This is a genomic window from Mesorhizobium oxytropidicola, assembly GCF_056174625.1.
The window spans coordinates 3,462,672-3,488,480 of sequence record NZ_CM149692.1 but is presented as its reverse complement, the minus strand read 5'-3'; the positions used below and the strand labels follow the sequence as shown (position 1 = coordinate 3,488,480).

18 protein-coding genes are annotated in these 25,809 nt (G+C 63.7%); 3 read left to right on the top strand and 15 right to left on the bottom strand.

The genetic code is table 11. The features are described from left to right. Position 1 precedes the first annotated feature (1 nt). The 7 genes from AC0V8S_RS17375 to AC0V8S_RS17345 form a co-directional block, all read right to left on the bottom strand. On the bottom strand, positions 2-379 hold the full coding sequence (locus AC0V8S_RS17375) for a DoxX family protein (RefSeq protein ID WP_475438495.1): 378 nt from the start codon (positions 377-379) through the stop codon (positions 2-4). 69 nt (positions 380-448) lie between these two features. Next, positions 449-907, bottom strand: coding sequence for a carboxymuconolactone decarboxylase family protein (locus AC0V8S_RS17370; protein ID WP_475438494.1), 459 nt, complete (start codon positions 905-907; stop codon positions 449-451). 11 nt (positions 908-918) lie between these two features. After that, entirely contained in the window at positions 919-1,449 is a 531-nt protein-coding gene (locus AC0V8S_RS17365) for an RrF2 family transcriptional regulator (protein ID WP_475438493.1), read from the bottom strand. Between the two features lie 360 nt (positions 1,450-1,809). Continuing rightward, complete coding sequence (gene preA / locus AC0V8S_RS17360; protein WP_183460929.1) at positions 1,810-3,123, bottom strand: NAD-dependent dihydropyrimidine dehydrogenase subunit PreA; 1,314 nt, start codon at positions 3,121-3,123, stop codon at positions 1,810-1,812. Between the two features lie 12 nt (positions 3,124-3,135). Further along, the gene (locus AC0V8S_RS17355; RefSeq protein ID WP_475438492.1) at positions 3,136-3,978 is read right to left on the bottom strand and encodes a class I SAM-dependent methyltransferase; all 843 of its coding nucleotides are present in this window, start codon (positions 3,976-3,978) and stop codon (positions 3,136-3,138) included. Between the two features lie 5 nt (positions 3,979-3,983). Beyond that, the gene (locus AC0V8S_RS17350; protein WP_475438491.1) at positions 3,984-5,339 is read right to left on the bottom strand and encodes an NAD(P)-dependent oxidoreductase; all 1,356 of its coding nucleotides are present in this window, start codon (positions 5,337-5,339) and stop codon (positions 3,984-3,986) included. A gap of 121 nt (positions 5,340-5,460) precedes the next feature. Continuing rightward, positions 5,461-6,195, bottom strand: coding sequence for a gamma-glutamylcyclotransferase (locus tag AC0V8S_RS17345; RefSeq protein ID WP_475438490.1), 735 nt, complete (start codon positions 6,193-6,195; stop codon positions 5,461-5,463). Between the two features lie 167 nt (positions 6,196-6,362). On the opposite strand from AC0V8S_RS17345, the gene AC0V8S_RS17340 reads away from it, so the two are divergent. After that, complete coding sequence (locus tag AC0V8S_RS17340) at positions 6,363-7,139, top strand: VOC family protein (protein ID WP_475438489.1); 777 nt, start codon at positions 6,363-6,365, stop codon at positions 7,137-7,139. Between the two features lie 77 nt (positions 7,140-7,216). On the opposite strand, the gene AC0V8S_RS17335 is transcribed toward AC0V8S_RS17340, so the two are convergent. Continuing rightward, the gene (locus AC0V8S_RS17335; protein WP_475438488.1) at positions 7,217-7,807 is read right to left on the bottom strand and encodes a hypothetical protein; all 591 of its coding nucleotides are present in this window, start codon (positions 7,805-7,807) and stop codon (positions 7,217-7,219) included. A 100-nt stretch (positions 7,808-7,907) separates the two neighbouring features. Here AC0V8S_RS17335 and AC0V8S_RS17330 point away from each other — a divergent pair, with 100 nt between their 5' ends. Then, entirely contained in the window at positions 7,908-8,300 is a 393-nt protein-coding gene (locus tag AC0V8S_RS17330) for a DoxX family protein (RefSeq protein ID WP_475438487.1), read from the top strand. Between the two features lie 22 nt (positions 8,301-8,322). On the opposite strand, the gene AC0V8S_RS17325 is transcribed toward AC0V8S_RS17330, so the two are convergent. Further along, positions 8,323-10,749: a GcvT family protein gene (locus AC0V8S_RS17325; protein ID WP_475438486.1), complete on the bottom strand. Its 2,427-nt coding sequence runs from the start codon at positions 10,747-10,749 to the stop codon at positions 8,323-8,325. Positions 10,750-10,806: 57 nt separating this feature from the next. After that, positions 10,807-12,345: a trimethylamine methyltransferase family protein gene (locus tag AC0V8S_RS17320; protein ID WP_475438485.1), complete on the bottom strand. Its 1,539-nt coding sequence runs from the start codon at positions 12,343-12,345 to the stop codon at positions 10,807-10,809. Between the two features lie 217 nt (positions 12,346-12,562). On the opposite strand from AC0V8S_RS17320, the gene AC0V8S_RS17315 reads away from it, so the two are divergent. Then, positions 12,563-13,153 (top strand): transglycosylase SLT domain-containing protein, encoded by a 591-nt coding sequence (locus AC0V8S_RS17315; protein ID WP_475438484.1) that lies wholly within the window; start codon positions 12,563-12,565, stop codon positions 13,151-13,153. 21 nt (positions 13,154-13,174) lie between these two features. On the opposite strand, the gene AC0V8S_RS17310 is transcribed toward AC0V8S_RS17315, so the two are convergent. The 5 genes from AC0V8S_RS17310 to AC0V8S_RS17290 all read right to left on the bottom strand — a co-directional run bounded on the left by AC0V8S_RS17310 (position 13,175) and on the right by AC0V8S_RS17290 (position 25,808). After that, positions 13,175-15,367, bottom strand: coding sequence for a dipeptide ABC transporter ATP-binding protein (locus tag AC0V8S_RS17310; RefSeq protein ID WP_475438483.1), 2,193 nt, complete (start codon positions 15,365-15,367; stop codon positions 13,175-13,177). 47 nt (positions 15,368-15,414) lie between these two features. Then, positions 15,415-16,572, bottom strand: a complete 1,158-nt coding sequence (locus AC0V8S_RS17305; RefSeq protein WP_095202081.1) for an ABC transporter permease — start codon at positions 16,570-16,572, stop codon at positions 15,415-15,417. Positions 16,573-16,584: 12 nt separating this feature from the next. Beyond that, complete coding sequence (locus AC0V8S_RS17300) at positions 16,585-17,619, bottom strand: ABC transporter permease (protein ID WP_183460950.1); 1,035 nt, start codon at positions 17,617-17,619, stop codon at positions 16,585-16,587. Positions 17,620-17,847: 228 nt separating this feature from the next. Then, positions 17,848-19,500 carry an ABC transporter substrate-binding protein gene (locus tag AC0V8S_RS17295; protein WP_183460952.1) on the bottom strand — a complete coding sequence of 551 codons (1,653 nt, stop codon included), beginning with the start codon at positions 19,498-19,500 and terminating at the stop codon, positions 17,848-17,850. A 254-nt stretch (positions 19,501-19,754) separates the two neighbouring features. Beyond that, positions 19,755-25,808, bottom strand: coding sequence for a translocation/assembly module TamB domain-containing protein (locus tag AC0V8S_RS17290; RefSeq protein WP_475438482.1), 6,054 nt, complete (start codon positions 25,806-25,808; stop codon positions 19,755-19,757). Position 25,809 lies beyond the last annotated feature (1 nt).

Below are 25,809 nucleotides of genomic sequence, written 5' to 3'. Positions count from 1 at the left end.
TTTAAACGGACTGCGCGATCAGCGTCAGGAAACCACCGCTCAGCGCGACATTGCCGACGAAGCCGTTGATGCGCGCCGCGCGGTCCGGGCCTTGATGATCCCAGAAATTGTGGAACATCAGCGTGGCGACGATCAGGAACAGCACCAGCACCGCGCAGGCGATCACGGTCCACAGCCCAGCTATCACCAAGGCGCCGGCAAGGATCTGCAGGACAATGCCGGCCCACAGCGCCAGCCGCGCCTGTGGCACGCCGCGCGCGGCCATCAGCCCGGTGAGGAAGGCCGCGTTCTGGATGTTGCGCAGGCCGGCGAAGACGAAAGCGCCGCCGAGCAACAGGCGGCCGAGAAACAAGAAGGTCGATGGTAAATCGGCAGGCATAAAACACTCCCCTTGAAAACAGTTGGAGCGCCACCTCCTCGACGGCGCTCCAAAACACATCAGGACAAGTCAGGCCGCCTTGGCGGCCGGCATCGGATGAATGGCCTGGAACGGGATGCAGAGCCGGTTCCAGGTGTTGATCATGCCCAGCGCAACGGACAGCTTGACCAGTTCCTCTTCCAAGAAATGCTCGAGCGTGCGGGCATAGAGCTCGTCCGATACGCCATTGTTGGCAATCAGGGTCACGGCTTCGGTCCAGGCGAAGGCAGCGCGCTCACGTTCGGAAAACAGCGGCGATTCCTTCCAGGCCGCGACGAGATAGAGCCGCTGCTCGGTTTCGCCGTCGCGCCGCGCCTCGCGGCTGTGCATCTCGACGCAGTAGGAACAGCCATTGATCTGCGAAGCCCTGAGCTTGATCAGGTGCAGCAGGCCGACCTCCAGCCCGCATTCGTCGACCGCCTTGTTGAGCGCCGACACCGCCTTCATGATCTCGGGCGCCTTGGCGAAAAATTGCAGTCTCGGCTTCATCGTCTTTCCTTTCACATCTGCTTTGGGGTTTGCGGGGTTGAATTGGGTTTCTGCGGCCGCTGGTGGCGCGCAACGAAGGCGCAGCTGGCGGCAAAGGATCTCGGATCGCCCTCTGCCGCGTAGTCCGCCACGATGTCGGACAGCTTCACTTCGGCCAGCGCCGCCCGATAGGCGCGCTCCGCCTTCAGCATCGCAGCATTGATGCCGCAGGGTTTGACATAGGCCGAGGCATCAATCTTGACCGGACCGTTGCGGCGGATTTCGCCGCAACGAAACGCCGGTTCGCGCCCTTCGACCGCCAGCACGATGTCGAGCAGCGTGATGCGTTCGGCCGGCCGCGCCAGCCGGTAGCCGCCAGCCGGACCCGATACCGATTCCAGGATGCGCTCGGCGGTCAGCATGTTGAGATGCTTCAAGAGATAGCTCGGCGACAGTCCGAAGGCCTCGGCCAGGGCCGCGCCCGGCATGGTGCTGTTGCCCTCGACGCTCGCCAGCGTAGCAGCACAGTGGATGGCAGCTTCAACGCCCTCGCCCAACTTCATGATGATGCCGATCTCCTATTTATGGATATATTTTATCGTGGATAATTTTTATCTGCAATAGGGAAATGCGGAAATGCACATGTTCGCGATGGCTTCACAGGACTTGGGTTCCTCGCACCCCGCAAAGCGGGGGAGAGGTGGCCCGGCGAAGCCGGGACGGAGAGGGGGACGACCTTTGTGAAGTCAAAACCGGTGAGGAATCAGGCGCAAGCAAGATGAAAGGCGATCTGAAGCCTGGGTAAGCTCCCAGTCGTCCCGAAAGTCCCTCTCCGTCCCGGCTTGGCCGGGCCACCTCTCCCCACTCCGTGGGGCGAGGAACCCAAGTTCTGCCAAGCAGCCCTACCTGCGCTGGAACAAACCCTACTCCGCAGCCACCTTGGCCATCGGGTTGTTCGGGTGCGTCGTCCAGTTGGCGTAGACCGGCGACACCGGCTTGCCGGTGCGCTGGTCCATCACGCCGGCGGCCAGCGGCTCCATGGTGATGCAATTCTCGACCGGGCAGACATTGACGCAGAGGTTGCAGCCGACGCATTCGGCCTCGATCACCTCGAAATGCCTGACGCCGTCGACCATGCTGGTGATCGCCTGGTGCGAAGTGTCCTCGCAGGCGATGTGGCAGCGGCCGCATTTGATGCAGGCGTCCTGGTCGATACGCGCTTTGGCGACATAGTTGAGGTTGAGATACTGCCAGTCGGTGACGTTGGGCGTGGCGCGGCCGACAATGTCGTCGAGCGAGCGGTGGCCCTTCTCGTCCATCCAGTTTTCCAGGCCGGCGATCATCTCCTGCACGATCTTGAAACCGTAGGTCATCGCCGCCGTGCAGACCTGCACATTGCCGGCGCCGAGCGCCATGAATTCGGCCGCGTCACGCCAGGTGGTGATGCCGCCAATGCCGGAGATCGGCAGCCCATGCGTTTCCGGATCGCGCGCGATTTCGGCCACCATGTTCATGGCGATCGGCTTCACCGCCGGGCCACAGTAGCCGCCATGCGAACCCTTGCCGTCGATGGTCGGCTGAGGCGCGAAGCTGTCGAGATCGACACCGGTGATCGAATTGATGGTGTTGATCAGCGACACCGCGTCGGTGCCGCCGGCGAGTGCGGCGCGCGCCGGCTTGCGCACATCGGTGATGTTGGGTGTCAGCTTGGTGATGACGGGCATGCGGGTGTTGGCCTTGCACCAGCGCACCACCATTTCGATATATTCCGGCACCTGGCCGACGGCAGCGCCCATGCCTCGTTCCGACATGCCGTGCGGGCAGCCGAAATTAAGTTCGATGCCGTCGGCTTCCGTCTCCTCGACCACCGGCAGGATCGCCTTCCAGCTCTCCTCGACACAAGGCACCATCAGCGAAACGACGATGGCGCGGTCGGGCCAATCCTTCTTGACCTGTTTGATTTCGCGCAGATTGACCTGCAGGTCGCGGTCGGTGATCAGTTCGATGTTGTTGAGGCCGAGCAGGCGCCGGTCGGCGCCCCAGATCGCGCCGTAACGCGGGCCGTTGACGTTGACCACCGGCGGACCTTCCTCGCCCAGCGTCTTCCACACCACGCCGCCCCACCCCGCCTTGAAGGCGCGGACGACATTGTAGGCCTTGTCGGTCGGCGGTGCCGAGGCCAGCCAGAACGGATTTGGCGATTTGATGCCGACGAAATTGTTGCGGATGTCTGCCATGACAGGTCCCTTTCAGCCGAGACGAAGAAGCAGTTCAACGGGTGCGAGAATACCGCCTTCAAGCGCGGCGGTGATATTGGCGATCTTGGTGCGGGCATCTTCGCCCATGACCAGGCCGACGCCGGGCGCCGGCTTTTTTCCTTCCGCCTGTGCGGCGGCCATCCGGGCACGTATCGCGGCGAAGAATTCGACGGCGAAAGCACCACGCTGCCTCTCGGCGACGACGGAGAAGCCGGAAGCCGTGGCCGCCGAGCGATAGTCGTCTGGCGTGGCGACAAAGGACATGGTCTCGTTTGACGCCCATGGCACGGGATAGGTCAGCGCGCCGTCCTTAAGCCGCATCACATCGTAGACCGCAAAAACGCCGCCCGGCCTGAGCACGCGCGCGGCCTCGCTCATCAGCCTTGCCTTGTCGGGAAGGTTCATGCCGACATGCAGGATCATGGCCGCGTCAAAGCTGGCGTTGGCGAATGGCATGTCCAGTGCGCTGCCTTGCACGAAGCGCGTCTTCTCGGCCATTCCCGTGCGCTTCGACAGGCTGGTCGCGATGTCGACATAGCTTTGCGTGAGATCGATGCCGGTGACATCGGCGCCGGCATCGTTGGCGGCAAAACGGGCCGGACCACCCACGCCGGAACCAATGTCGAGCAGCCTGGCTCCGGGCTTCAAACCCATCTGGCCAAGCAGTTCCCTGGTGGCGGCGATACCGCCAATGTGGAATTCGTCGACCGCTTCAAGATCGCCGGCACGCAGATGGGCAATGTCCACGCCGGTCTCGGCGAGCGCGGCAAGGATGCGCTGCTCGAGACCCGCTATGTCGTAGTGACGGGCGACGCCCGGTTCCACCGTGGCCATGATCCTTATCCCTGCGTCAGACTCCTGTGTATGCTCTCCGCCGCGTCGCGCCCTTGCGCCACGGCCGAGACGGTCAGGTCGTCGCCACCAAAGATGCAGTCGCCGCCGGCCCAGACCTTGGCCAGCGATGTCCGCCCTTCCGCATCGACCTTGATGCGGCCGGCTTCGAGGTCGATCGAGGCTCCGCTGCCGTTGAGGGCAGCCGGGACAAAACTCTGGCCGATCGCCTTGAACACCTGGTCGGCGACGAGCGTTAGCGTCTCGCCGGTGCCGGCAAGCTTGTCGCCCTTCAATGCCGTGTATTCCAGTTCGATGCCCGACACTTTGCCGCCGTCGGCGATGACGCGCTTCGGCTGCAGCCAGTGGCGAATGGTGACGCCGTTGGCGGCGGCCAGGTCCTGCTCGAACCCGGAGGCATTCATGTGCTCCTGGCCGCGCCGGTAGCAGATCGTCACCTCCTCGGCGCCGAGCAGTTTCGACTGCACGGCGGCGTCGATCGCCGTCATGCCGCCGCCGATGACGACGACGCGGCGGCCGACCGGCAGGCCGGCGAGATCGCTGGCCTGGCGCAGCTCGGCGATGAACTCCACCGCATTGGTGACGCCGGCGGCATCCTCGCCATCGGCGCGCAGCGCGTTGACGCCGCCGAGCCCCATGCCGAGGAACACCGCGTCGTAGTTGCGGATCAGGTCGGAGAGCTGGTAGTCGCGGCCGAGCGCCTTGCCGTTCTGGATGTCGATGCCGCCGATCGCCGTGACATAGTCGACCTCGGCCTGGGCGAAATTGTCGACGCTCTTATAGGCGGCGATGCCATATTCGTTGAGGCCGCCGGCCTTCGGCCGCGCCTCCAGTATGGTGACGTCATGACCATGACGGGCGAGCCGGTGCGCGGCGGCAAGGCCGGCCGGGCCGGCGCCGACCACTGCAACCGTCTTTCCGGTCGGCTCGGGGCGGGGATAGAACTGCTTGTTCTCGGCCATGGCGACATCGGTGGCGTAGCGCTGCAGGCGACCGATCTGCACCGGCTTGCCTTCCGCCACCTCGCGCACGCAGACCTCTTCGCACAGCGTTTCGGTCGGGCAAACGCGGGCGCACATGCCGCCAAGGATGTTCTGGTCGAAAATGGTCTTGGCCGAGCCGATCGGGTTGCCGGTCGAGATCTGGCGGATGAACAGCGGAATGTCGATCGAGGTCGGGCACGCGTTCATGCACGGCGCGTCATAGCAGAAATAGCAGCGGTCGGATTCGACCAGCGCCTCGTGATGATCGAGCGGCGGATGCAGGTCGGAAAAATTGTCCGCGTACTGCTCGGCCGCAAGCCGGCCGCCGACGATACCTTCCTTGAACTGGCCTTCTGGCATTGTCAGTTCCCCATGTTTTCGTTTTGGGGAAGGCTAGCACGTTTTATTTTTTTATCAATTGGTCAATTTTCACCGCAAGCTGCTGAAAAGGCTCGATAAAAACATGATTGTTTTACTCATGTTATGCAGTGGACGGCTGCTCTTGTCGGGCTGGATGGTCCTCGTCGACCGGCCGGCCATGGATAGCCCGGACCTCGTCCGCCACCAGTTGCTGCAGCCGCCACAGATTGCGGTCATGGATGCCGAACGCTTCGAGGTGGCTGACCGTATTGTAGAGATATTCCGCGCCGGAGCCGATATGGCCGCAGGCTCTGGCCAATATGCTCGCCACTCTGTCCAACGGCTGCCCGAGTGACGTTCCCCTGCCCTTGACGCCAACCCAGAAGCCGAGCGCCCGCAGCGCGCCTTGCGCCGTATGCACTGGCAGCCACCGGACCGAGCTGACGCTCTCATGGTCGCTGATCTCACGCCGCAGCAGCCTTTCGATCTGCGCCGGCTTTTCGCCCTCCGGCAAGCGGTAGATCACCCCGTTGCAGCGTCCGCCGCGTTCGAGCGCCATCATCAGCCCCGGCTGCGCGGCGCTGCCGCGCCAGCGCACCATGTCGAGACAGAAGGAGCGATGCCAGCCGAAGGCCGTAGCGAGCCGTTGCTCGACCGATTCAAATTCCGGCTTCCAGATCAGCGAGCCATAGGCGAACACCCAGAGAGGCCCCTCATCCGCTTCGCCGGAAAGCCGCAAGGCAAGGCTCTGGAAATCCCCGTCCTTCAACTCGGTCCAGCTTGGGTCCGGGCCGGGATCGGCCTCTTCCCTGTGACACAGTGCGACAAGCTCTGGCGTGAGCGACATAAGGCGCATGAACAACCCCCTTGCCGTACAAAAATCGAAAACCGCGGGGCGCGCAACCGGGGAACGCATGTCATGGGCAGACATTATTGTCCGGGCGGTTGTCGGATTTCCGCCGCCAGGATCGTCCTGGGGTGGATCGGACAACGATCGATGCTTGAACGGTGAGGAGACCGACCATGCCGAAATCCCCGATGCCCTTCTTCTGGTACGAGCTGATGACAACAGACCTCGACGCCGCCGAAGCCTTCTACACCAAAATTGTCGACTGGACGGCGCAGCCCTTCGACAAGGCGCCCGGCATGCCGCGCTACATCGTCATGAATGTCGGCGAACGCGGCGTCGGCGGCCTGATGACGATGCCCGAGGATGCCGCCAAGATGGGCATGCCGCCCGCCTGGCTCGGTTATATCCACACCAAAGATGTTGATGCTTCGACCAAGGCACTGAAGGCTGCTGGCGGCGCTGTTCATCGCCAGCCCGACGACATTCCGGGCGTCGGCCGTTTTGCCGTCGTCGCCGATCCGCAAGGCGCTACCTTCATGTTCCTGCAGCCCAACGGCCCCGACCAGCCCGTCGTGCCGGCCAGCACGCCTGGCCATATCGGCTGGCACGAGCTCTACACCAGCGATTGGAAGGCCGCGTTCGATTTCTATTCCGGCCAATTCGGCTGGGCCAATGCCGGCGATTTCGACATGGGTCCGATGGGCATCTACCAGACTTTCACGGCCGGCCCTGAATCCGGCGGCGGCATCATGAACAAGCCTGCGCAGATCCCCGTCCCGGTCTGGCAGTTCTATTTCAACGTCACCGGCATCGACGCGGCCGCAAAGCGTGTCACCGACAATGGCGGCAAGATCCTGATGGGGCCGATGGAGGTCCCCGGCGGCAGTTGGATCGTGCAGTGCCAGGACCCGCAAGGCGCGCATTTCGCGCTGATGGCGCCGGTGCGTTGACGGCAACACCGCTGGTTCGAAGCGACGGCCTTTCATCGCACCTCCGATGAAAGGCCGCATGCCTCTGCCTGGCCGTCTTATTCCGGCGTCAGCACCGCGACCTTCAGCTCAGCCTTCTTCGCACCACTGAACTGGACGGTGGCCGGTCCGGCCGCGAGCTTGAAGCGCACGCTCTTGCGGATGCCGGGGCAGGTTTTCACGCCGCTATAGCCCGCCGATTTCACCGCCTTGCCGTCCTGGATGACATCGATCCAGGCCTCGCCCGACAGGCTGATCTGAATGGCGCCTTCGGCCGGCACCTCCACGCTGGCGACGGCACCGAACGTGCCCTCCGCCGGCGCGCGCTCGGGCGGCAGCGTGAAACCGGCTTTCTCCGCCGGGACCAGTGCCAGATCCGCGGCAGCGCCCACCGCCAGCGTCGCTCCAGGCGGTGCTGCGGGCGCCGCGGCAAACAGCGCCTGTTCGCGCGTCACCGGCCATTTGAAGGCCTCGCAGCCGGCGTCCTCCGCCATGGCGAAGCTGGTGCCTGCAAGGAATACGAATAGGCTGATGACGGTTTTTTTCATGGCAAGGGAATCCACATGTTCAGAGTGTCCATACCAATACAACCATAGCGATATAAATGCAACCAGGGCGAGAACAATATCAAAGAGCATACCGGTGAACATTTCCAATCACCGATTGTTGATGGCACGCCATGGGAAGTGAATGGTCCATCGCCGGGCAACAATCTATGGCCGGATCGGGAGGGTGAAAATGGAGTTTTAGATGAAGCTTTTCGAAGGCCTCTCCCGATACCGACCGCAGGCGCTCGGCGTGCTGCGCATCATGACCGCGCTGCAGTTTATCGAGCATGGCAGCCAGAAACTGTTCAACTTCCCCATCAGCGCCGAGTCTCACGCCCTCAACGGGCTGACGACAACCGCTGGTATCCTCGAATTCGCCGGCGGCATTCTCTTGGCTCTTGGCCTGTTCACGCGCCCGGTCGCGTTCCTCCTGGCCGGTGAAATGGCGATCGCCTATTTCATGGCGCACTACCCGCGCGACTTCTTCCCGGCCAACAATGGCGGCGACGCGGCAATCTCCTTCTGCTTCATCTTCCTCTATCTGGTGTTTGCAGGCGCCGGCGCCTTCGCGCTCGACAACCGCAGCAAGGCCTGATGTCGCAAGCGGGGGGGAACCTTCACCCCTGCATCCGTTCGAAATTCGCATCGAACAGCGGCGCCGCTTGAATGCGCGCCGCATGGCGCTTGCCCAGCAACTCGATTTCGAAGCCGTCGCTCTCCTCGGCGATCTCCTTCGGCACATAGCCGACGGCAACGGACTTTTTCGAGTGATGGGCATAGCCGCCCGACGTCACCCAGCCGCGCACCGCGCCGCCGAACCAGATCGGTTCGTCGCCGATGACATCGGCATCTTGCGTCTCGACGATAAAGCTGCGCAGCCGCAATTTGCCGCCTTGCTTGCGCTCGGCCAGCGCTGCCGCCTTGCCGATGAAATCGGCCTCCTTGCCATAGGCGACGAAGCGGTCGAGCCCCGCTTCGAGAGGCCCGTAGATCGGCCGGTATTCGCGCCCCCATGAGCCGTAGTTCTTCTCCAGCCTAAGCGCATTCAGAGCCCGCGAGCCGAACAGACCAATGCCGAATTCTTCGCCGGCCGCCATCAGTGCATGATAAGCCGCACGCTGATATTCCGGCGCCACCCAGATCTCGTAGCCGAGATCGCCGGTGTAACTGACGCGGCCGACCAGGCACGGTGCCATGCCGATATCCATCCTGGCCACCGCCATGAACGGAAATGCCGCGTTCGAAACATCCGCGCGGCTGACCTTGGCCAGCACTTCCCGCGCCTTCGGCCCGGCAATCGCAAGGCCGGTGAGTTTCGCGCCCAGCGCCTCGATATGGACCGAGCCATCCTCCGGCAGATGCGCTTCGAACCAGCGCATATGATACTGCTCGGCAATGCCGGAGCCGGCGAGGAACCAGCCATCGCTGCCCAGATTGGCCAGCGTGAAATCGCCGATCAGCCTGCCGTCGTCTTTCAGCATCGGCGCCAGCGTCATGCGGCCGGGTTTCGGCAGTTTGCAGGCAAGCATGCGGTCGAGCCAGGCGACCGCCCCCTCGCCGGTCACCTTGTATTTGGCGAAGCTCGAAATCTCCGCCAGGCCGACGCCGTCGCGGACCGTCGCAACCTCCCTGGCGACATGGGTGAAATCGCTGGAGCGCCGCCAGGAGAACTCGTCCTTGATGCCTTCCGGCGCATACCAGAGCGGCACTTCCAGCCCATAGGCGACGCCCCATTGGGCGCCCCTGGCCGACAGAAGATCGTAGACCGGCGTCGTCTTCAGCGGCCGTCCGGCGGGTAGTTCCTCATTGGGGAAGCGGATCGAAAAGCGCCTGGAATAGTTTTCGCGCACCTTGGCGTTGGTGTAGGCCATCGTCGCCCAGTCGCCGTAGCGCGCCACATCCATCGCCCAGATGTCGGCGCCGGGGTCGCCCTCGATCATCCAGTTGGACAGCGCCAGCCCGACGCCGCCGCCCTGTGAAAAACCGGCCATGACGCCGCAGGCGACCCAGAAGCCGGGAAGGCCGCGCACCGGCCCGACCAGCGGGTTGCCGTCGGGCGCGAAGGTGAAGGGCCCGTTGATGATCTGCTTGATGCCGGTGTGCTGGAAGGCCGGGAAGTGGCGAAAGCCGACTTCGAGCGACGGCGCGATGCGGTCGATGTCCGGCGCCAGCAATTCATGGCCGAAATTCCACGGCGTCTGATACTCGGACCATGGCTTGTTGGCCTTCTCATAGGTGCCCATCAGCATGCCGCCGCGTTCCTGGCGCAGATAGAGCTCGCCGTCGAAATCAACCGCATGGATGATCTCCGTACCCGTCCTGGCGTTCCAGGCGGCGACTTCCGGCATGTCCTCGGTGATCAGGTACATGTGCTCCATGGCCAGCACCGGCAGTTCGAGCCCGACCATGCGGCCGACCTCGCGCGCCCACAGGCCGCCGGCATTGACGACATGTTCGGCCACCACCTCACCCTTGTTGGTGATGACGCGCCACATCCCGTCGGGCCGCCGCACAATGTCCTCGACCTTGGTGAAGCGCTCGACCTCGGCACCCAGTTTCCGCGCGGCCTTGGCATAGGCATGGGTGACGCCCGACGGATCGAGATGGCCGTCCTCCTTGTTCCTGACGGCGCCGACGAACTGCTTGGGATCGAGCAGCGGCATCAGCTCGGCCGCCTCTCTCGGTGAGATCACTTCCAGGTCGATGCCGAGATAGCGGCCCTTGGCGACGACACCGCGCAGCCAGTCCAGCCGCGCCTCGGTCGCGGCGAGCAGCACGCCGCCGGTCAGGTGCACGCCGGTCGCTTGACCCGACAACTCCTCGATCTCCTTGTAGAGCGAGATCGTGTATTTCTGCAGCTTGGCGACGTTGGGATCGCCATTGATCGTGTGCATGCCGCCCGCCGCGTGCCAGGTCGAGCCGGAGGTCAGTTCGTCGCGCTCCAGAAGCACCACGTCGGCCCAGCCATGGCGGGCGAGATGGAACAGCACGGAACATCCGACGACCCCGCCGCCAATGACCACGACCTTTGCATGCGATTTCATGGATTTTTCTCTGATATCAACGGATTGGATGGGTGAGATGAATAGGGATGGGAGGTATCACGGCTCGCCCTGCCCGATCGCTTCCTTGCGCCTGGCCATGTACGCCTCCAGCGCCTCGCGCACGGCGATATCCATCACCGGCTCGACATAGTCTTCCAACGCCTTCTTCCACAGCCGCGTCGCGCGCGCTGTCGCGTCGAGCCCGCCGCCTTCCTGCCAGGCTTCAAAATTCTGCCAGTTGGACAGCATCGGCTGGTAGAAGGCGGTGGCGTAACGCTCCAGCGTGTGCGGCTCGCCGAAGAAATGGCCGCCTGTTGGCACCGCGCCCAGCGCCTCTACGGCAAGCTCGGCCTCGTCGACCACGATCGGGCGCAGGAACTCCATCATGTGCTGGATCATCTCGACATCGATGATGAATTTTTCGAACGACGCCGTCAGCCCGCCCTCCTGCCAGCCGGCGGCGTGGTAGACGAGATTGCCATGGCCGAGCACGGCGCCCCACAACGCCATCAGCGTCTCATAGGCGCCTTGCGCGTCGGCGGCATTAGAGGCCGAGCCCGGCGTCGTCCGGTAGGGCAGCCCATAGCGCCGCGCCAATTGCCCCGAGGCGATGTTGGCCTTGGTGTTTTCGGGCGTGCCGAAGGCCGGCGCGCCCGACTTCATGTCGACATTGGAGGTGAAGGCGCCATACATCACCGGCGCCCCCGGCCGCACCAGCTGCGTCAGCACGACGCCGAACAGCGCCTCGGCATTCTGCTGCGCCAAAGCACCCGCCAGCGTCACCGGGCTCATCGCCCCCATCAGCGTGAACGGCGTTATCGCCACCGACTGGCCGAACTCGGCCATGGTCATCAGCCCTTCGGCCATCATCTCGTCGAAGCGGCGCGGCGAGTTGACCGAGATGATGGTGGCGATGCCCGGATCGTCGCGCAGCTGGTCGAGCGTCAATCCGCGCGCGATCGCCATCATCTCGATGCCGTCCAGCGCCCTGCCCCGGCCGATCGCCGAGACATGGAAACTCTTGTCCGTCAGCGTCAGATTGGTGAAATAGGTGTCGAGATGGCGCGAATTGGCCGGCAGTTCGACCGGCGCGCAGACCTGGTTGCCGAGCATGTGGACGCAGTTGAAATGCTGCGCCAGCCGGGTGAGATCGGCATAGTCGCGCAAATTGCCGGCGCGGCGGCCGCGTTCCATGTCGTGCACATTGGGCGGGCCGGCAACCAGCGTGAAATTGATCGTGTTGCCGCCGAGATGGATCGTGTTGGCCGGGTTGCGGGGTGTCAGCGTATAGTTGGACCGCGTCGTCTTCAGCGCCTCGTCGACCATGCCGCGATCGATGCGGACATTCGCCGAGGCGTGATCAACCACAGCACCCGCCTTCTCGAACAGCGACAGCGCCCTCGGGCTCATCACCTCGATGCCGAAATTCTCCAAAATATGCATCGACGCCTGGTGGATCGCCTCGATCTGATCTGGCGACAGCAACGCCATCGGCGGATAGGGATTGGTCACGCGCCTTTGCGGCAGTTGCGGGATGGGCACTGGCCCCCGGTTGCTGGTGCGCTCGGCGCCGCGCTTGCGTCTTGGTTCATTCATGCCCGGCATCAAAGCCTCGGCAAACCAGGCAAGCTGTCAGAAATACGCCGTTTACAGGCGTGATTTTAGCCAAGGCGGCATTTTTGTAATTCTCTTTTATAAAAAGCGACAGAAGATGTCGTAGTATCAATATAGCATTTTCCCGAGAGCTGGCGCCGGCGATGCGTTAACGGACACAGCAAGATTCCCTTTATGATTTCGGCCTATTGCTCACCCAATGCGTAGGTCGAGTTTTAGTAAAATTGTAGCGGTTGGCGTGTTGCTGGCATTGTCGGCCTGCGCGACCGCGCCCAGCCACATCAACAATGTCTGCGCCGTCTTCGACCAGAATGACGGCTGGTTCGACAATTGGCAGTCGGCGGCCGAACGCGCCTCTCGGACATACGGCATCCCCGTGCCGGTGCTGATGGCGACGGTGCGCAAGGAATCCGGTTTCAAGAGCAATGCCCGGCCGCCGCGCACCAAGCTGCTCGGCTTCATTCCGTGGAAGCACGTCTCGTCGGCCACCGGCTTCTCGCAGGCGCTGGATGGCACCTGGTCGCAATATCAGCGCGAAACCGGCAACTGGGCGGCGCGGCGCACCAAATTCGCCGACGCCGTCGATTTCGTCGGCTGGTACCATTCCAAGACAGCAGACACCTACGGCGTCGCCCGCAACGACACCTACAATCTCTACCTCGCATACTATCTCGGCTGGACCGCCTATGGCCGCGGCAATCGTGGCGATGCCGGCGTGCAGGGCTATGCCCGGGCGACGGAGAAAATGGCACGGGACTATGCCGAACAGCTACGGCAGTGCAGCAACTGAACGCGCCTCGGCCTTAGCCTCTCAACTCGGCTTCTTGCCGCGCGGACGCTTGGGCGCGGCGGCCGTCGAGCCTGCATCCGTGACATGCGGCGCGTCTTCCGGCACGCCTTCGTGGGCTGCATGCTCCTTGTCGAACTTGATCACCGGTTCCATCTTCGCCAGCACGTCGTCGGCCAGCCAGCACAGGCTCATATGGCCATCGCCGAGATGTTTGACCGGCGGCACCTTGGTTTCACAGAGATTGTCCGGCACCAGCTTCTTGTAGCCGCAGCGCGTCTGGAACGGACAGCCCGACGGCGGATTCATCGCCGATGGGATATCGCCTTCCAGTACGATGTGCCGTTTGACCACGCTGGTGTCGGCGATCGGGATCGCCGACAGCAGCGCCTCGGTATAGGGGTGATAGGGCGGCGCGAAGATCTGGTCGGTCGTGCCTTGCTCGACGATGTAGCCGAGATACATGACGACGACGCGGTCGGCGATGTAGCGCACGACCGACAAATCGTGGCTGATGAACAGCATCGTCGTCTTGTTCTTGCGCTGGATGTCCATCAACAGTTCGGTCACCGCCGCCTGCACCGACACGTCGAGCGCCGAGACCGGCTCGTCGGCCACCACCACCTTGGCATCGCCGGCAAAGGCACGCGCCACGCCGATGCGCTGCTTCTGGCCGCCGGACAGCTGGCGCGGCTTGCGCGTCTCGAAGGCGCGCGGCAGCTTCACCAGGTCGAGCAGTTCGAGCATGCGCTTGCGCCGGTCGGCGACCGTCTTGCCGACGTTGAATTTCTCCAGCGTGCGGATGATCTGCGAACCGACCGAATGGCTGGGGTTCAGCGTGTCGAACGGGTTCTGGAACACCATCTGGATCGACGACACGGTTTCGACGCTGCGGTTCTCGATGCCGGTCGACTGGATTTCCTTGTTGCCCAAAGTTACCGTGCCGGCACTTGCCGTCTCCAGTCCGAGCAGCACCTTGGCCAGCGTCGACTTTCCACAGCCGGATTCGCCGACGATGGCGACGGTCTCGGATTCGCGCGCCATGAAGGAGATCGTCTCGTTGGCCTTGACGACGCGGCCTTCGCTCGAGCCGAACACCTCGCTGCCGCCGACCTTGTAGTACTTCCTCAGATCCTCGATCTTGAGCACCGGTGCGCCGGGCACGACGCGCTCATTGACCTTCTTGGCGCCGGGCGGCAGCGCCTCCCAGTCGATCTCGTTGAAGCGCACGCAGCGCGAGAAATGGCCCTCGTGGCCGGCGACCTCGACCATGGGGATTTCGGCGGCGTTGCAGACGCCCTCGACGAAATGGTGGCAACGCGGGCCGAAATTGCAGCCCTTGGGCCGCTCATGCGGCAGCGGCAATTGCCCGGGTATGGCAATCAGCGGCCGCGAGTTCTTGTCGGCGCCCGGCAGCGGGATCGAACGGAACAGCCCCTGCGTATAGGGATGGCGCATCCGGTCGAACACGTCCTTGATCTTGCCGGTCTCGACCGCCTCGCCCGAATACATCACCGTGATGCGGTCGCAGGTTTCCAGGATGAGGCCGAGATTGTGCGACACGAAGATCATCGACGTGCCGAACTTCTCGCCCAGCCCCTTGACCAGTTCGACGATACCCGCCTCCACCGTCACGTCGAGCGCCGTCGTCGGCTCGTCGAGCAGCAGCAGCGCCGGCTTCGACAGCAGCGCCATGGCGATGACGATGCGCTGCTGCTGGCCGCCCGAGAGCTGGTGCGGGTAGGAGCGCATCATGCGCTCGGGGTCGGGAAGCTTGACCGAGCGCACCATGTCGAGGGCGCGTTTGTAGGCCTCTTCCTTCGACACCTTGTCGTGGATGAGCGGCACTTCCATCAGCTGCTGGCCGACCTTCATCGCCGGATTGAGGCTGGCCATCGGCTCCTGGTAGATCATGGCGATCTTGTTGCCACGGATGGCGCGCAGCTCCTCGTCGGAGAGCTCGCCCATATCCTTGCCCTGGAACTTGATCTTGCCGCCGACGATCTTTCCGATGTTGGAGAGGTCGCGCATGATGCCGAGCGACACGGTCGACTTGCCGCAGCCGGATTCCCCGACAATGCCCATCGCTTCGCCCGGCATGACCGTGCAGGAAAAATCCATGACGGCCGGTATCTCGCCCTTACGGGTGAAGAAGGAGATCGACAGGTTTTCGATCTCGATGATCGGTGCCGCGGGATTTCGAACTGCCTCGTTCATGGGTCGCTCCAATCCAATTTTACCAGATGCGGGCCGAAGCCCGTCAATCAATCTTTCATCGATTGCTCACGCAACGAGTCGGCCAACAGGTTAAGCCCCAGCACGAACGACATCAGCGCGATCGTCGGCGGCAGCGCCGGGTGGATGAAGGAGCGCAGCAGCCGACTGGCGTCCTTGATCGCCGTACCCCAGTCGGGGCTTTCCGGCGCCAGGCCGAGGCCAAAATAACCGAGCGTGCCGAGCAGGATCGTCGTGTAGCCGATGCGCAGGCAGGCATCGACGATCAGCGGTCCGCGCGCATTGGGCAGGATCTCCCACAGCATGATGTACCAGGGCGATTCACCGCGCGTCTGCGCCGCCGCCACATAGTCACGCGTCTTGATGTCCATCACCAGGCCGCGCACGATGCGGAACACGCCGGGGCTGGAGGCGAACACCACCGCCACGAAGATGTTCAACTGGTTGGGGTCGATATGCACGATGTGCAGAGGGTCCCTGTCGAAGACAAGGCCGAGGTAGATCCAGCCGCCAATGATCAGCGTCAGGCCGAGCAGGATGTAGATCCGGTCCGGCCGGTTCTTGAAGCGTGTCCAGAACAGCACGCAGAAGAAGATGATCGGAAACAGGAAGAAGACGCCGGCCAGCGCATAGGGGATCGGCGTGTCCATGATCCCCGGCGTCACCAGGAGGTAGAACAACAGGATAACCGGGAAGGCCAGCACCAGATTGGCCAGGAACGACAGCACGGTGTCGATCTTGCCGCCGTAATAGCCGGCCGGCAGGCCGAGGGTGATGCCGACCATCAGCGCGAAGCCGGTCGCGGCAGGCGCGATGATCAGCACGATCTGGCTGCCATAGACCATGCGCGAAAACACGTCGCGCGCCAGCTTGTCGCCGCCGAAGAGATAGACCAGCCCCGATTGCGGCTCGATGGCGCCGGGCAGCGTGTCCTTCATGACGGGCACCTGCGCCAGCGGATCGAAAGGCGAGATGGTCGATGCGAAGATCGCCGTGAACAGCCAGAACAGGCAGATGCCGACGCCGACGATGCCGACGCCGCTGTCGAACAATTGGCCGTAGAGTGCGAGCTTCTTCTTGTAGGCGAAGCTCGCCCCCATGACGATGACGAGCGCGATCCACACCGGCCAGAAGCGCGAAAGCACTTCGAGGATGATGGTAAAGGCGCCGATATATTGGACCTGCATCCGCTTCGTCCCCTACTGAACCCTGATACGCGGATTGAGAAACGCGTAGCCGACATCGGAAATGAGCTGCGTAATCAAGACGATGAACACCGAGACCAGCGAGCAGCCGAGCAAAAGGTCGATGTCGTTGTTGCCGGCAGCTTCGACCAGCGTGTAGCCGAAGCCCTGGTAGCGGAACATCACCTCGACGATGACGACACCGGTGAGCAGCCAGGGGAACTGCAGCATGATGACAGTGAAAGGCGCGATCAGCGCGTTGCGCAGCGCATGCTTGACCACCACACTGCCGAAGGAGAGGCCCTTCAAGCGGGCGGTGCGGATATACTGCTGCGTCATGACCTCGACCATCGAGGCGCGCGTCATGCGCGCGATGTAGCCGATACCGTAGATCGCCAGCGTCATCACCGGCAGCGTGAAGTTGTAGAAAGTGATGCCTTGGCTGGCGGACGCCGCCGACCCGTTCAGCCAGCCGAGCCATGAGGCGAAGATGACGGTGAAGATGACGCCCGACACATATTCAGGCGTCGCCGTCGAGGCGATGGATGCGACGGACAGCACCCGGTCGGTTCGCGAACCCTCGCGCATGCCGGCCAGGATGCCGATCAGGAGCGAGATCGGAACCATGACCGCCAGCACCCAGAACATCAGGATGCCGGTCGCGCCAAGTGCCGGAAACAGCTTGGAGGCCACCGTCGCCTTGAATTTGGTCGAGCAGCCGAAATCGCCTTGCAGGACGCCGGCGAAGGTCGGCACCACGGGATCGTTACAGAAGGTGAAGCGCTGCGCCGGCTTGCCGGTCGCCGGATCGGTCACCGGTTGCTTGGGCAGGACGCCGAGCCACTGGCCGTAACGGATGAAGAAATTCTGCCGGTAGCCATGCTCGACCAGCCAGCTCTCGAGCTGCTCGGCCGATGTGTGCATTTCGGTCTGGCTGATCGCCAGCTTTTTCAGATTGGGCTCGAGGTTGATCAGGAAGAAGACGATCATCGTCAGGCACAGCATCGTCAATGCCATGGTGCCGAGACGCCTGATAATGAAAGAAAGCATGGCGGCCCCCTGCCGACGGGGTTGGGGTTTGAGCCGGCTCCAAAGCCTTGTCCACCGTTGCCGGCGGGCTGGCTGTCAGACAGGCCCTCGGATGCAATCAGCGCCTGATTTATTGCATGACCTTATCCGGGGAGTCCGCAATTTTTTTGCAGTGCACACTCGTGGCTTCAGATCGCTGCAAGAGAACGAGGGGAAAGGGGCAAGCGCCCCTTCCCCCTTCGATCCGGATCAGGCCTGGTCGAGCCAGACCTTGCCGTAGTCGTGCTCGTAGGTCGGATGCATCTTGTAGTTCTGCACCGCCTTGACCGAGTGGCTGAAGAGCTTGCGCCAGTACGGCTGGATGATGATGCCGGAATCCTGCAGGATCTGCTCGATATCCTTCATCATCTCCTTGCGCTTGGCGGCATCGGCCACCGAAAGCGCGGCGTTGAGCTTGGCATCCCAATCGGGATTCGACCAGGCCGCCTCGTTCCAGGCTTCACCGGTGCGGTAGGCGATGGCCAGAACCTGGACGCCGAGCGGGCGCATGTTCCAGTTGGTCATCGACAGCGGATACTTCGTCCAGTCGTTCCAGAACGTCGAACCCGGCAGCACGGTGCGCTTCACCTTGATGCCAGCGTCGCGCAACTGCGCGGCAATGGCGTCGCCGGTGTTCTTGTGCCAGTCCTCGTCGACGGTGATCAGTTCGTGCTCGAAGTCGGCCTGGCCGGCTTCCGCCATCAGTGCCTTCGCCTTGGCCGGATCTCGCTTGATCTTCGGCAGCTCGAAATATTCCGGATGAATGGCGCAGACATGGTGGTTCTCGGCGACAGTGCCGGCATTGCCGTAGCCAAGCTGGAGAACGACGGCGTTGTCGACACCGAGCTGCAGCGCCTGACGCACCTTCTGGTTGTCATAGGGCTTGTTCTTGATGTTGGTGCGGCAGACGATGGTCGCCGCGGTCACCACTTCCGACTTCACCAGGTTCATGCCATCGAGGATCGACACATAGTCGGCCGAGGTCTCGAAGTTGGTGTGCACTTCGCCCGCTTCGAAGGCACTGACCATGGCAGCCGGATCGGTGCCGTAGTCGATGAACTCGATACCGTCGAGGAACACCTCGCCGTCCCACCACTTGTCGTCGGCACGGCGCTTGTAGACCACCTTCTGGCCGACGTCGTAGGAGACGAGTTCGAACGGTCCGGTGCCGATCGGGCAGGATTTGAAATCGCCACCCTTCTCGTCGAAGCTCTTGTGGACGATGAGACCGGGATAGTCGCACATGTTCGGGATGAGCGCGATGTCGGGCTTGGTGAGCTTCAGCACGACCGTGTGATCGTCCGGCTTGGTCACGGCGCTTTCGTCGAGCTTGTCGTCCTTGACCAGCGAGCCGAGACGGCCAGGCATGGAATTGCCTTCGGCCTTCTTGTCGGCCCAGCGCTTCAGGTTGAAGATGACGTCATCGGCGGTGAAGGGATCGCCGTTCGACCACGTCACGCCCTTGCGCACATGCAGCGTGTACTGCGTGGCGTCGTCATTGACGTCCCAGCTTTCCAGGAGATAGGGGCGGAACGTGTATTCGGTGGTGTACTTGACCAGCGGCTCGAGCGCCTGGCGCTCGGCATCCGCGATTTCCGACCAGTCGGCCTTGCGCGGATCCTTCGGATCCTTGATCCATTGCGCGACCTTCAGCGTGCCGCCCTTCTTGCCCTTCACGTCCTCTGCCTTGGCCGGCGTCGGATCGGCGAGGCCGAGCAGGCCGTAGGCCATGGCCGTCGAGGCGCCGAAGACGCTGGCCATGGCCAGGAATTCGCGGCGGTCCACATTGCCTGCCTTGGCTTCTTCGGCCATGGCCAGGATGTGATCCGGAACGCGATCGCCGTTACTCTTGTAGATCGTCATGACTTAACTCCCATTGTTGGCTTTCCGCCTTTTAACATTCCGCATCCAGGCCATGATGTCAAAGACAGCGTGGGATGGGAACATGTTAGCGAATGTGCAACTTTGGAAGGGGGGCGGTTCGCGTGATAACGACAGTCTTGACGCAAATTTGCTAGTGCGCCCAGATTTCGCCTAAATCTCTTTTAGGCGATTAAACTGAAACATTTACATCAGTTACGACAGCACCAGTCTCGGCCATGGTGAGGGCCAGCCCCTCAATATTCTTTTTCGTAGAAGATGCCGCCCTTGGCCTCGCCGGCGTCGGTCGCCTCGCCACGCAACTTGACGCCGCGCCCGACATTGAGGTCGATGGTCGCCTTGCCCGAACCTGGTTTGTCACCCTTCTGGATGGTCACATAGGTACGGTCGTTGAGGTATTTGCCGGCCGAGACCGCCGTGCCGCCCTGGCTGTCCGTGGTCACGTCGAGATCGTCGACACCGATCGCGCTGCGCAGGTTTTCAAGCAGCGAGGTCGATCCGCCAACGCCGGCCAGCTGCGCGGCGGCTTCGGCCAGTTGCGCGATCTGCAGCGGCGACAGGTTCGACATCGAGCGGCCGAAGATCAATTGCGCCAGCACCTCGTCCTCGGGCAGTGCCGGCACCGAGGAGAAGGTGAATTTCGGATTGGTCGCCTCGCCCGACACCACGATGGTGACGGTGGCGCTGGTCGTCGTCGTTGTCGCGGTCAGGTTGAGGTAGGGCACCAGCGAGCCGGAGAAACCGACGGTACCTTCCGTGAAGGTCAGCCGCTTGCCGAGGATCGACAGCCGCCCGCGCTGCAGGGTGAAGGTGCCGACCGCCTGCGGCGACGAGGCCGGGCCGGTCAGCTTGAGCGAGCCGCCGAGTTCTGCATCGACGCCCCTGCCCTGGATGAAGATCTGGTTCGGCGCGTTGACGGTGACGTCGAGCGCGAGACCGCTGCCGCCGCTCTTGCCTGACGTCGTCGCCGGGCGCAGTGCCTTGTCCTGCGCCCTGACCGCGCTGGGCGCGTTCCTGTGCTTGACATCGAGCGCCGAGAGCGAGCCGGGCAATTTATCCGGAACCGTGATGACGGTCTTGGCGAGATTGACGGTGCCGGCAATCACCGGTGCCGATGTCAGCGGCCCCTTGATCGTCAGGTCGCCGCCGAGATTGGCGGTCACCACGCGTCCATCCGTATAGCGCCCATCGGTGAGCTTGATCGACAGGTCGGCCGGAAAACCTTGCGCGGGGTTGATGCCGACCGTGCCGCTGGCCGACAGGCTGCCGCGCGTCGACAGTGTTCCGGTCAGCCGGTTGATCCTGGCGACGCCGCCGCCAATCGAGACGTCGGCCGTGAGATCGTTGACGGCCAGCCCGGAGCGCGCATCGACCAGCCGCGCACCCGAGGTGCTGATGCTGCCGCCGATGACCGGCGATGTCGCCGGACCACGCACCTGGACATTGACGTTGGCCGTTCCCGTCAGCGCCAGGCCTTGCGCGGCAAGCTTCTGGCTGAGAACGCCGAACGGCACGGCGCCATTGAAATCAAGCACCAGCGCCGGCGTGCCCGCCGTCGTCACCGTGCCGCCGCCCTTGAGGCCAAGGCCGGCGCCATCGCCGACATTGGCGTTGAAGGTCAGTTTGTTGCCGGCGAAGGTACCGGACGAGGAAACGCTCACCGCGCCGACACCGGCACCGCGGGTTTGCGACGTCTGCACGCCCGCCGCGTCTATGTTGAAGGCAACGGAAGGGCTCGCAGGCGCGCCGGTCACCTTGACGGTGCCGGAAATCGAACCCGTTGCGTCTAGCCCAGGCGAGAAACTGTTGGCGAGCGACATCGGCACCTTCGCCAGCGTCGCATTGATGTCGAGCGCCTGCCCGACCTTGCCGGTCACCGTCGCCGTGCCGCCGCCAAGGTTGAGCACCAGCCGGTCCAGCGTCGTCATGCCATTGGCGATGCTGACCGTCGAAGCCTGGGCGATGGCCGCCTTGATACCCTGCACCGTCGCCTGGCCGGAAGCGAGCTCGATGGTGGTGGTGCCATTGGCCACCTTCACCCGGCCAGCGGCCTTGGCCGGAATGCCCTTAACCGTGGCGCCGCCGGAAAAGCCGGTCCAGTCGCCATCGCGCTTCAGATCGACATCGATACCGCTGATCACGGTGCCGCCCGATATGACGGTGTCGGCGCGGATCTTGCCCGAGATCACCGGTGCGGCGAGATAGTTGGCGATCAGCGCATCGATGGAAACCGCCTTCGCCTGGAGATCGCCGCGCGTGATCGAAGCGGTGGCCGCCTTGATGGCGACTTGCGGCACCGCGCCATTCCTGGTGAAGGCAATCGTGCCGCGCACGTCGCCTTCGGCCTTTTCCAGTGCCAGTGCGGCGAGCGGGCCGATATCGGGCAGGTCGAGCGAGATGGTGCCCTCAGGCACGAATTTGTCGTCAAGCGCCAGATCGCCGGAAATCCGGTTCTTGCCCAGCGACAGCAGCAGGCCATTGATGGCGCTCTTGCCGTCCGCCGTTGCCAGCACGGCGCTGCCTTGCAAGGCCTGTCCCGCGACATTGCCGGTCAGTTGCACATTCGCCGCCGGGTTGGCGGCATCCGCCTTGCCCGTGGCGGTGAGCTTCAACCCGGTGATCTCGCGCTCAGCCACCAGCAGTCGATCGCTGTTGACCGTCAGCGACAGATCGGGGGCGATCGCCGGCCCCTGGGCATTCACTGCAAAGGCGATGGCGCCCTTGGCGTCTTTAGACAACAGCGAGACATCGGCGAGAGCACCGGTGATGTCGGCAGCCAGCTTGTTGTCGGCAAGGCTCGCCTGCCCCTGTGCGGTCAGTGCGCCCGACACCAGTTTCAGCCCATCGACATTGATACTGCCATTGGGGTCGCGCTTCAGCGTCGCGCTAATCTGCGCGCGTTCGCCGAGCATGCCGCGCGCCGCCGCCGGCAAGGCCGATGACGGGGCATCCGCACTCAGCGTGAGATCGATGGCACCGTCGCGCAGCGAGACCTGGCCGGCGACCTGGCTGTTCAGCGCATCGCTCTTGAGCGAGCCGCTGTCGATGGCGACGCCGTCCGGCGTCAGCCGGGCGTTTAGCGCGGCCGTAACCTTGCCGGCGATCAGCGGCGCGATCGCGGCATTGTCGAGACCGACCTTGTCCACCGACACCGTACCGGAAACCGGTCCGGCACGGTTCTTGAGATCGAACGCGTCCGAATGCAGCGCCAAGGCAAGCCCGTCCACTCTCGCCGGGCTGGTGGCCACTGAAGGCAGGATCGCGGAGACATCCAGGCGGGCCTGCGTGCTCTCACCCGCCACCTTTGCCGACAAGGACTTGACCTCGATCTTGACCGGGCTCTCAGCACTGCCGACCGTCAGCGGCAGGCTGGGGCCGGATGAGGTGAGATCCACCGAAAAGTCGCTGGCGCCGTTCGGATTGATGGTACCGGAGGCCGTGCCGGAAATCTTGTCGCCGGTCAGCGTCGCATGGTCGAGGGCGACGCCGCCGGCCAAGGTATAGCTGCCGGCCGCATCGACTGCGAGCGGCCCGAGCCCGGCCTGGCGGGTCTGGCTGGTTTCGGCGCCGGCAAGCTGCGCGTTGAACCGGACTTCGGGGGCAGCCGGCATTCCCGTCACTTGCGCCGTGCCACCGAGTGTACCGACGGCATCGAGGCCGGGCACGAAATCATTGGCCAGGGCCGCCGGCAACGCGGAAAACTGTGCCGCGAGATCGAGCGTCTGGCCGGCGGTGCCCGACAGCATCACCGAACCGCCACCGACATCGAGCGCCAGTTTTTCGACGCTGGTCGTGCCATTGGCGATGGTCAGCGTCGAGGGTTCAGCGATTGCAGCCTTGATGCCGCGAACCGTGGCTTCGCCCGAGGCGATCTCAACGCTGGTGGTGCCCTGGGCGATCTTGACCCGGCCGGCGGCGGTCGCTGGAATACCCGCGATCGTCGCGCCGCCGGTGAAATTGGTCCAGTCGCCGTCGCGCTTCAGGTCGACGCCGATGCCGCTGATTTCGGTGGCGCCCGAGGTAACCGAGTCGGCCTTGATGGTGCCGGAGAACGCCGGCGCCTTGAGATAGTTGGCGATCAGCGCATTGACGGCGATCGTTTTGGCCGTCACCTCGCCGCGCGCAATCGAGGTGCTCTTCGCATCAATAGTGACGGACGGCGCGTCGCCCTCCTTGGCGAAGTTGATGGTGCCGTTGATGTCACCCGTCACCTGCTGGCCGGCGAGTGCCGCCAACTGGTCGATTGCCGGCGCCGCCAGCGTCAGCGTTCCGAGAGGCATGAACTTGTCATCGAGCGCCAGGTCGCCCGAAACCTTGTTGTCGCCGAGCGAAACAAGGAAACCGTTGATCGAGCGCTTGCCCTCGCTCGTCACCAGCGCCGCCTTGATGTCGAGCGGCTGGTCGTTGACGGTCCCGGTCAGCGAAACGTCAGCCGAGGGGCTGGCTATGTCGGCCTTGCCGCTCGCCGTCAGCTTGATCGCCTTCACCGTCCGGCCCGAGGCCGTCAGGCTGTCGCTATCGGCGGAGACGGTGAAATCCGGAGCCGAGCGCGGGCCGCTTGCCGACAGGGCGAAATCGACGCCGCCGGCAACCGGCACGCCGACCATCGGCGACAACACCGAAACGTCGCCCAGCGTGCCCTTGATGTCGGCCTGGATGTCGCTGCCTTGCGCGCTGGCGGTGCCGCTGGCGCTCAGCGAACCGGAGGTCAACGAGATCGAATTGGCGGCAAACGCCCCTTGCGGATCGCGGGTGGCGGCGGCCGAGAATTTCACCCGCTCGCCGAGCACCGAGCTGATCTGCGGCGGCAAAGCGGTCGACACGGCATCGGCATTCATCTTGAGCTGCATCGACAGGTCCGCAAGCGCCACCGTCATCGTCAGCGAAGCGTTCAGCGCATCGGAGCGCAACGTGCCCTGGTCGATGGTGATGGCGTCCTTGCTCAGCGATCCCCCGAGGTCGACGTCGACCTTGCCGGTGATCAGCGGCGCCAGCGTCGCCACATCGGTCTTCAGGCCACCCGCGGTCAGCTTGACGGCAAACGGCCCGGCGCGGTTCTGGATGTCGAAGCCGTCGGAATGGATCTGTGCTGAAATATCGTTCAGCTGCGTGCCGCCCGCAACCACAGAAACCAGCGAAGCACCGATGTCGATGATCGGCGCCTTGCCGTCGCCAAAGGCGCGGGCGGTGATGTTCCGGATGACCACCGTGATCGGCTGTGCCGCATTGCCCACGGTGATCGGCACAGGGGCGCCTTTGGCGGCAATTTCAACCGACAGATCGCTGGCGCCGGCCGGGTCGGCGATGCCGGTCGCTGCGCCATGTATGGCATCGCTTTCGATGCTGGCCCGGTCGATGCTGACGCCGCCGGCCGATGTGGCGGTGCCGGCGACATCGAAACTGGTCTTGCCGGCAAAGAGCGGCCGCAAATTTTCCGGCAGGAAAGGCGCGAACTCACCGTCGCCCTTGGCCTCGAGGTGATTGCCCTTGTCGGTGAGTTGATGACGGCCCGTCAGCTGCGTAACGATCTTGCCATCGACCATGAATGTGGCGATGCCGTTCCAGTTGGCAAGCGGTCCCGTGCCCGAGACGGCTATGTCGACCGGCGGCGTATTGGGCAGCTTGAGCAGATTGGCGATGATGCCGCCTGCCGGCTCCGACGCCTTGAGGTCGAGGTCGAGCCTGTTGTCCGCCGGCGCAAAATGGATCTTGGCGTCAACATTGCCTTGCTTGCCGTCATGGCGGGTGACGTTGAGCGTCGTTTCGACCGCCAGCGGCGCGGCGTCGGCCTTGAGCATCCCCTTGGCAGCGAGTTCGGCGATGCCACTGCCGGCCAGCTGCTGGCCAAGGGCAATTTCCGGCAGGTCGATCTCTTTGATGTCGATGGAAACCGGCAGCGTCGTCGTGCCGCCCTGCGCCGGCGGCTGCGTGCCGGCCACCGGCAGACGTGCCAGTTCGATGCGCTCGGCCGCGATGCGGTCGGCGCTGAAGCTTTTCGACAAAAGCGAAAGCGGCGACCAGTCGACGGCCACCTTGCGCGCCACCAGCCACGCGCCCTGGCGGTCTTCCAGCACGACATGATCGACGCTGAGCGCGCCCGACCAGATGCCGTCAATGCCGCTGACGGTGACCTTTCGGTCGTCGTTCGAGGCCAGCCGCGAAATGATGCCGGCGAGATTGTCGCGTCCGCGCTCGGTCTTGGTCAGCACAACGAGTGCGCCGATCGCGCCCGCGACCACGATCAGCAGCGTATAAAGAACAATGCGAAGGATGCGCCGGACCGTCTTCATG

Excerpts from the sequence above, each read along its gene's own strand:
- AC0V8S_RS17375 (WP_475438495.1), bottom strand. The coding sequence starts at position 379 with ATGCCTGCCGATTTACCATCGACCTTCTTGTTTCTCGGCCGCCTGTTG.
- AC0V8S_RS17370 (WP_475438494.1), bottom strand. The coding sequence starts at position 907 with ATGAAGCCGAGACTGCAATTTTTCGCCAAGGCGCCCGAGATCATGAAG.
- AC0V8S_RS17365 (WP_475438493.1), bottom strand. The coding sequence starts at position 1,449 with ATGAAGTTGGGCGAGGGCGTTGAAGCTGCCATCCACTGTGCTGCTACG.
- preA (WP_183460929.1), bottom strand. The coding sequence starts at position 3,123 with ATGGCAGACATCCGCAACAATTTCGTCGGCATCAAATCGCCAAATCCG.
- AC0V8S_RS17355 (WP_475438492.1), bottom strand. The coding sequence starts at position 3,978 with ATGGCCACGGTGGAACCGGGCGTCGCCCGTCACTACGACATAGCGGGT.
- AC0V8S_RS17350 (WP_475438491.1), bottom strand. The coding sequence starts at position 5,339 with ATGCCAGAAGGCCAGTTCAAGGAAGGTATCGTCGGCGGCCGGCTTGCG.
- AC0V8S_RS17345 (WP_475438490.1), bottom strand. The coding sequence starts at position 6,195 with ATGCGCCTTATGTCGCTCACGCCAGAGCTTGTCGCACTGTGTCACAGG.
- AC0V8S_RS17340 (WP_475438489.1), top strand. The coding sequence starts at position 6,363 with ATGCCGAAATCCCCGATGCCCTTCTTCTGGTACGAGCTGATGACAACA.
- AC0V8S_RS17335 (WP_475438488.1), bottom strand. The coding sequence starts at position 7,807 with ATGTTCACCGGTATGCTCTTTGATATTGTTCTCGCCCTGGTTGCATTT.
- AC0V8S_RS17330 (WP_475438487.1), top strand. The coding sequence starts at position 7,908 with ATGAAGCTTTTCGAAGGCCTCTCCCGATACCGACCGCAGGCGCTCGGC.
- AC0V8S_RS17325 (WP_475438486.1), bottom strand. The coding sequence starts at position 10,749 with ATGAAATCGCATGCAAAGGTCGTGGTCATTGGCGGCGGGGTCGTCGGA.
- AC0V8S_RS17320 (WP_475438485.1), bottom strand. The coding sequence starts at position 12,345 with ATGAATGAACCAAGACGCAAGCGCGGCGCCGAGCGCACCAGCAACCGG.
- AC0V8S_RS17315 (WP_475438484.1), top strand. The coding sequence starts at position 12,563 with ATGCGTAGGTCGAGTTTTAGTAAAATTGTAGCGGTTGGCGTGTTGCTG.
- AC0V8S_RS17310 (WP_475438483.1), bottom strand. The coding sequence starts at position 15,367 with ATGAACGAGGCAGTTCGAAATCCCGCGGCACCGATCATCGAGATCGAA.
- AC0V8S_RS17305 (WP_095202081.1), bottom strand. The coding sequence starts at position 16,572 with ATGCAGGTCCAATATATCGGCGCCTTTACCATCATCCTCGAAGTGCTT.
- AC0V8S_RS17300 (WP_183460950.1), bottom strand. The coding sequence starts at position 17,619 with ATGCTTTCTTTCATTATCAGGCGTCTCGGCACCATGGCATTGACGATG.
- AC0V8S_RS17295 (WP_183460952.1), bottom strand. The coding sequence starts at position 19,500 with ATGACGATCTACAAGAGTAACGGCGATCGCGTTCCGGATCACATCCTG.
- AC0V8S_RS17290 (WP_475438482.1), bottom strand. The coding sequence starts at position 25,808 with ATGAAGACGGTCCGGCGCATCCTTCGCATTGTTCTTTATACGCTGCTG.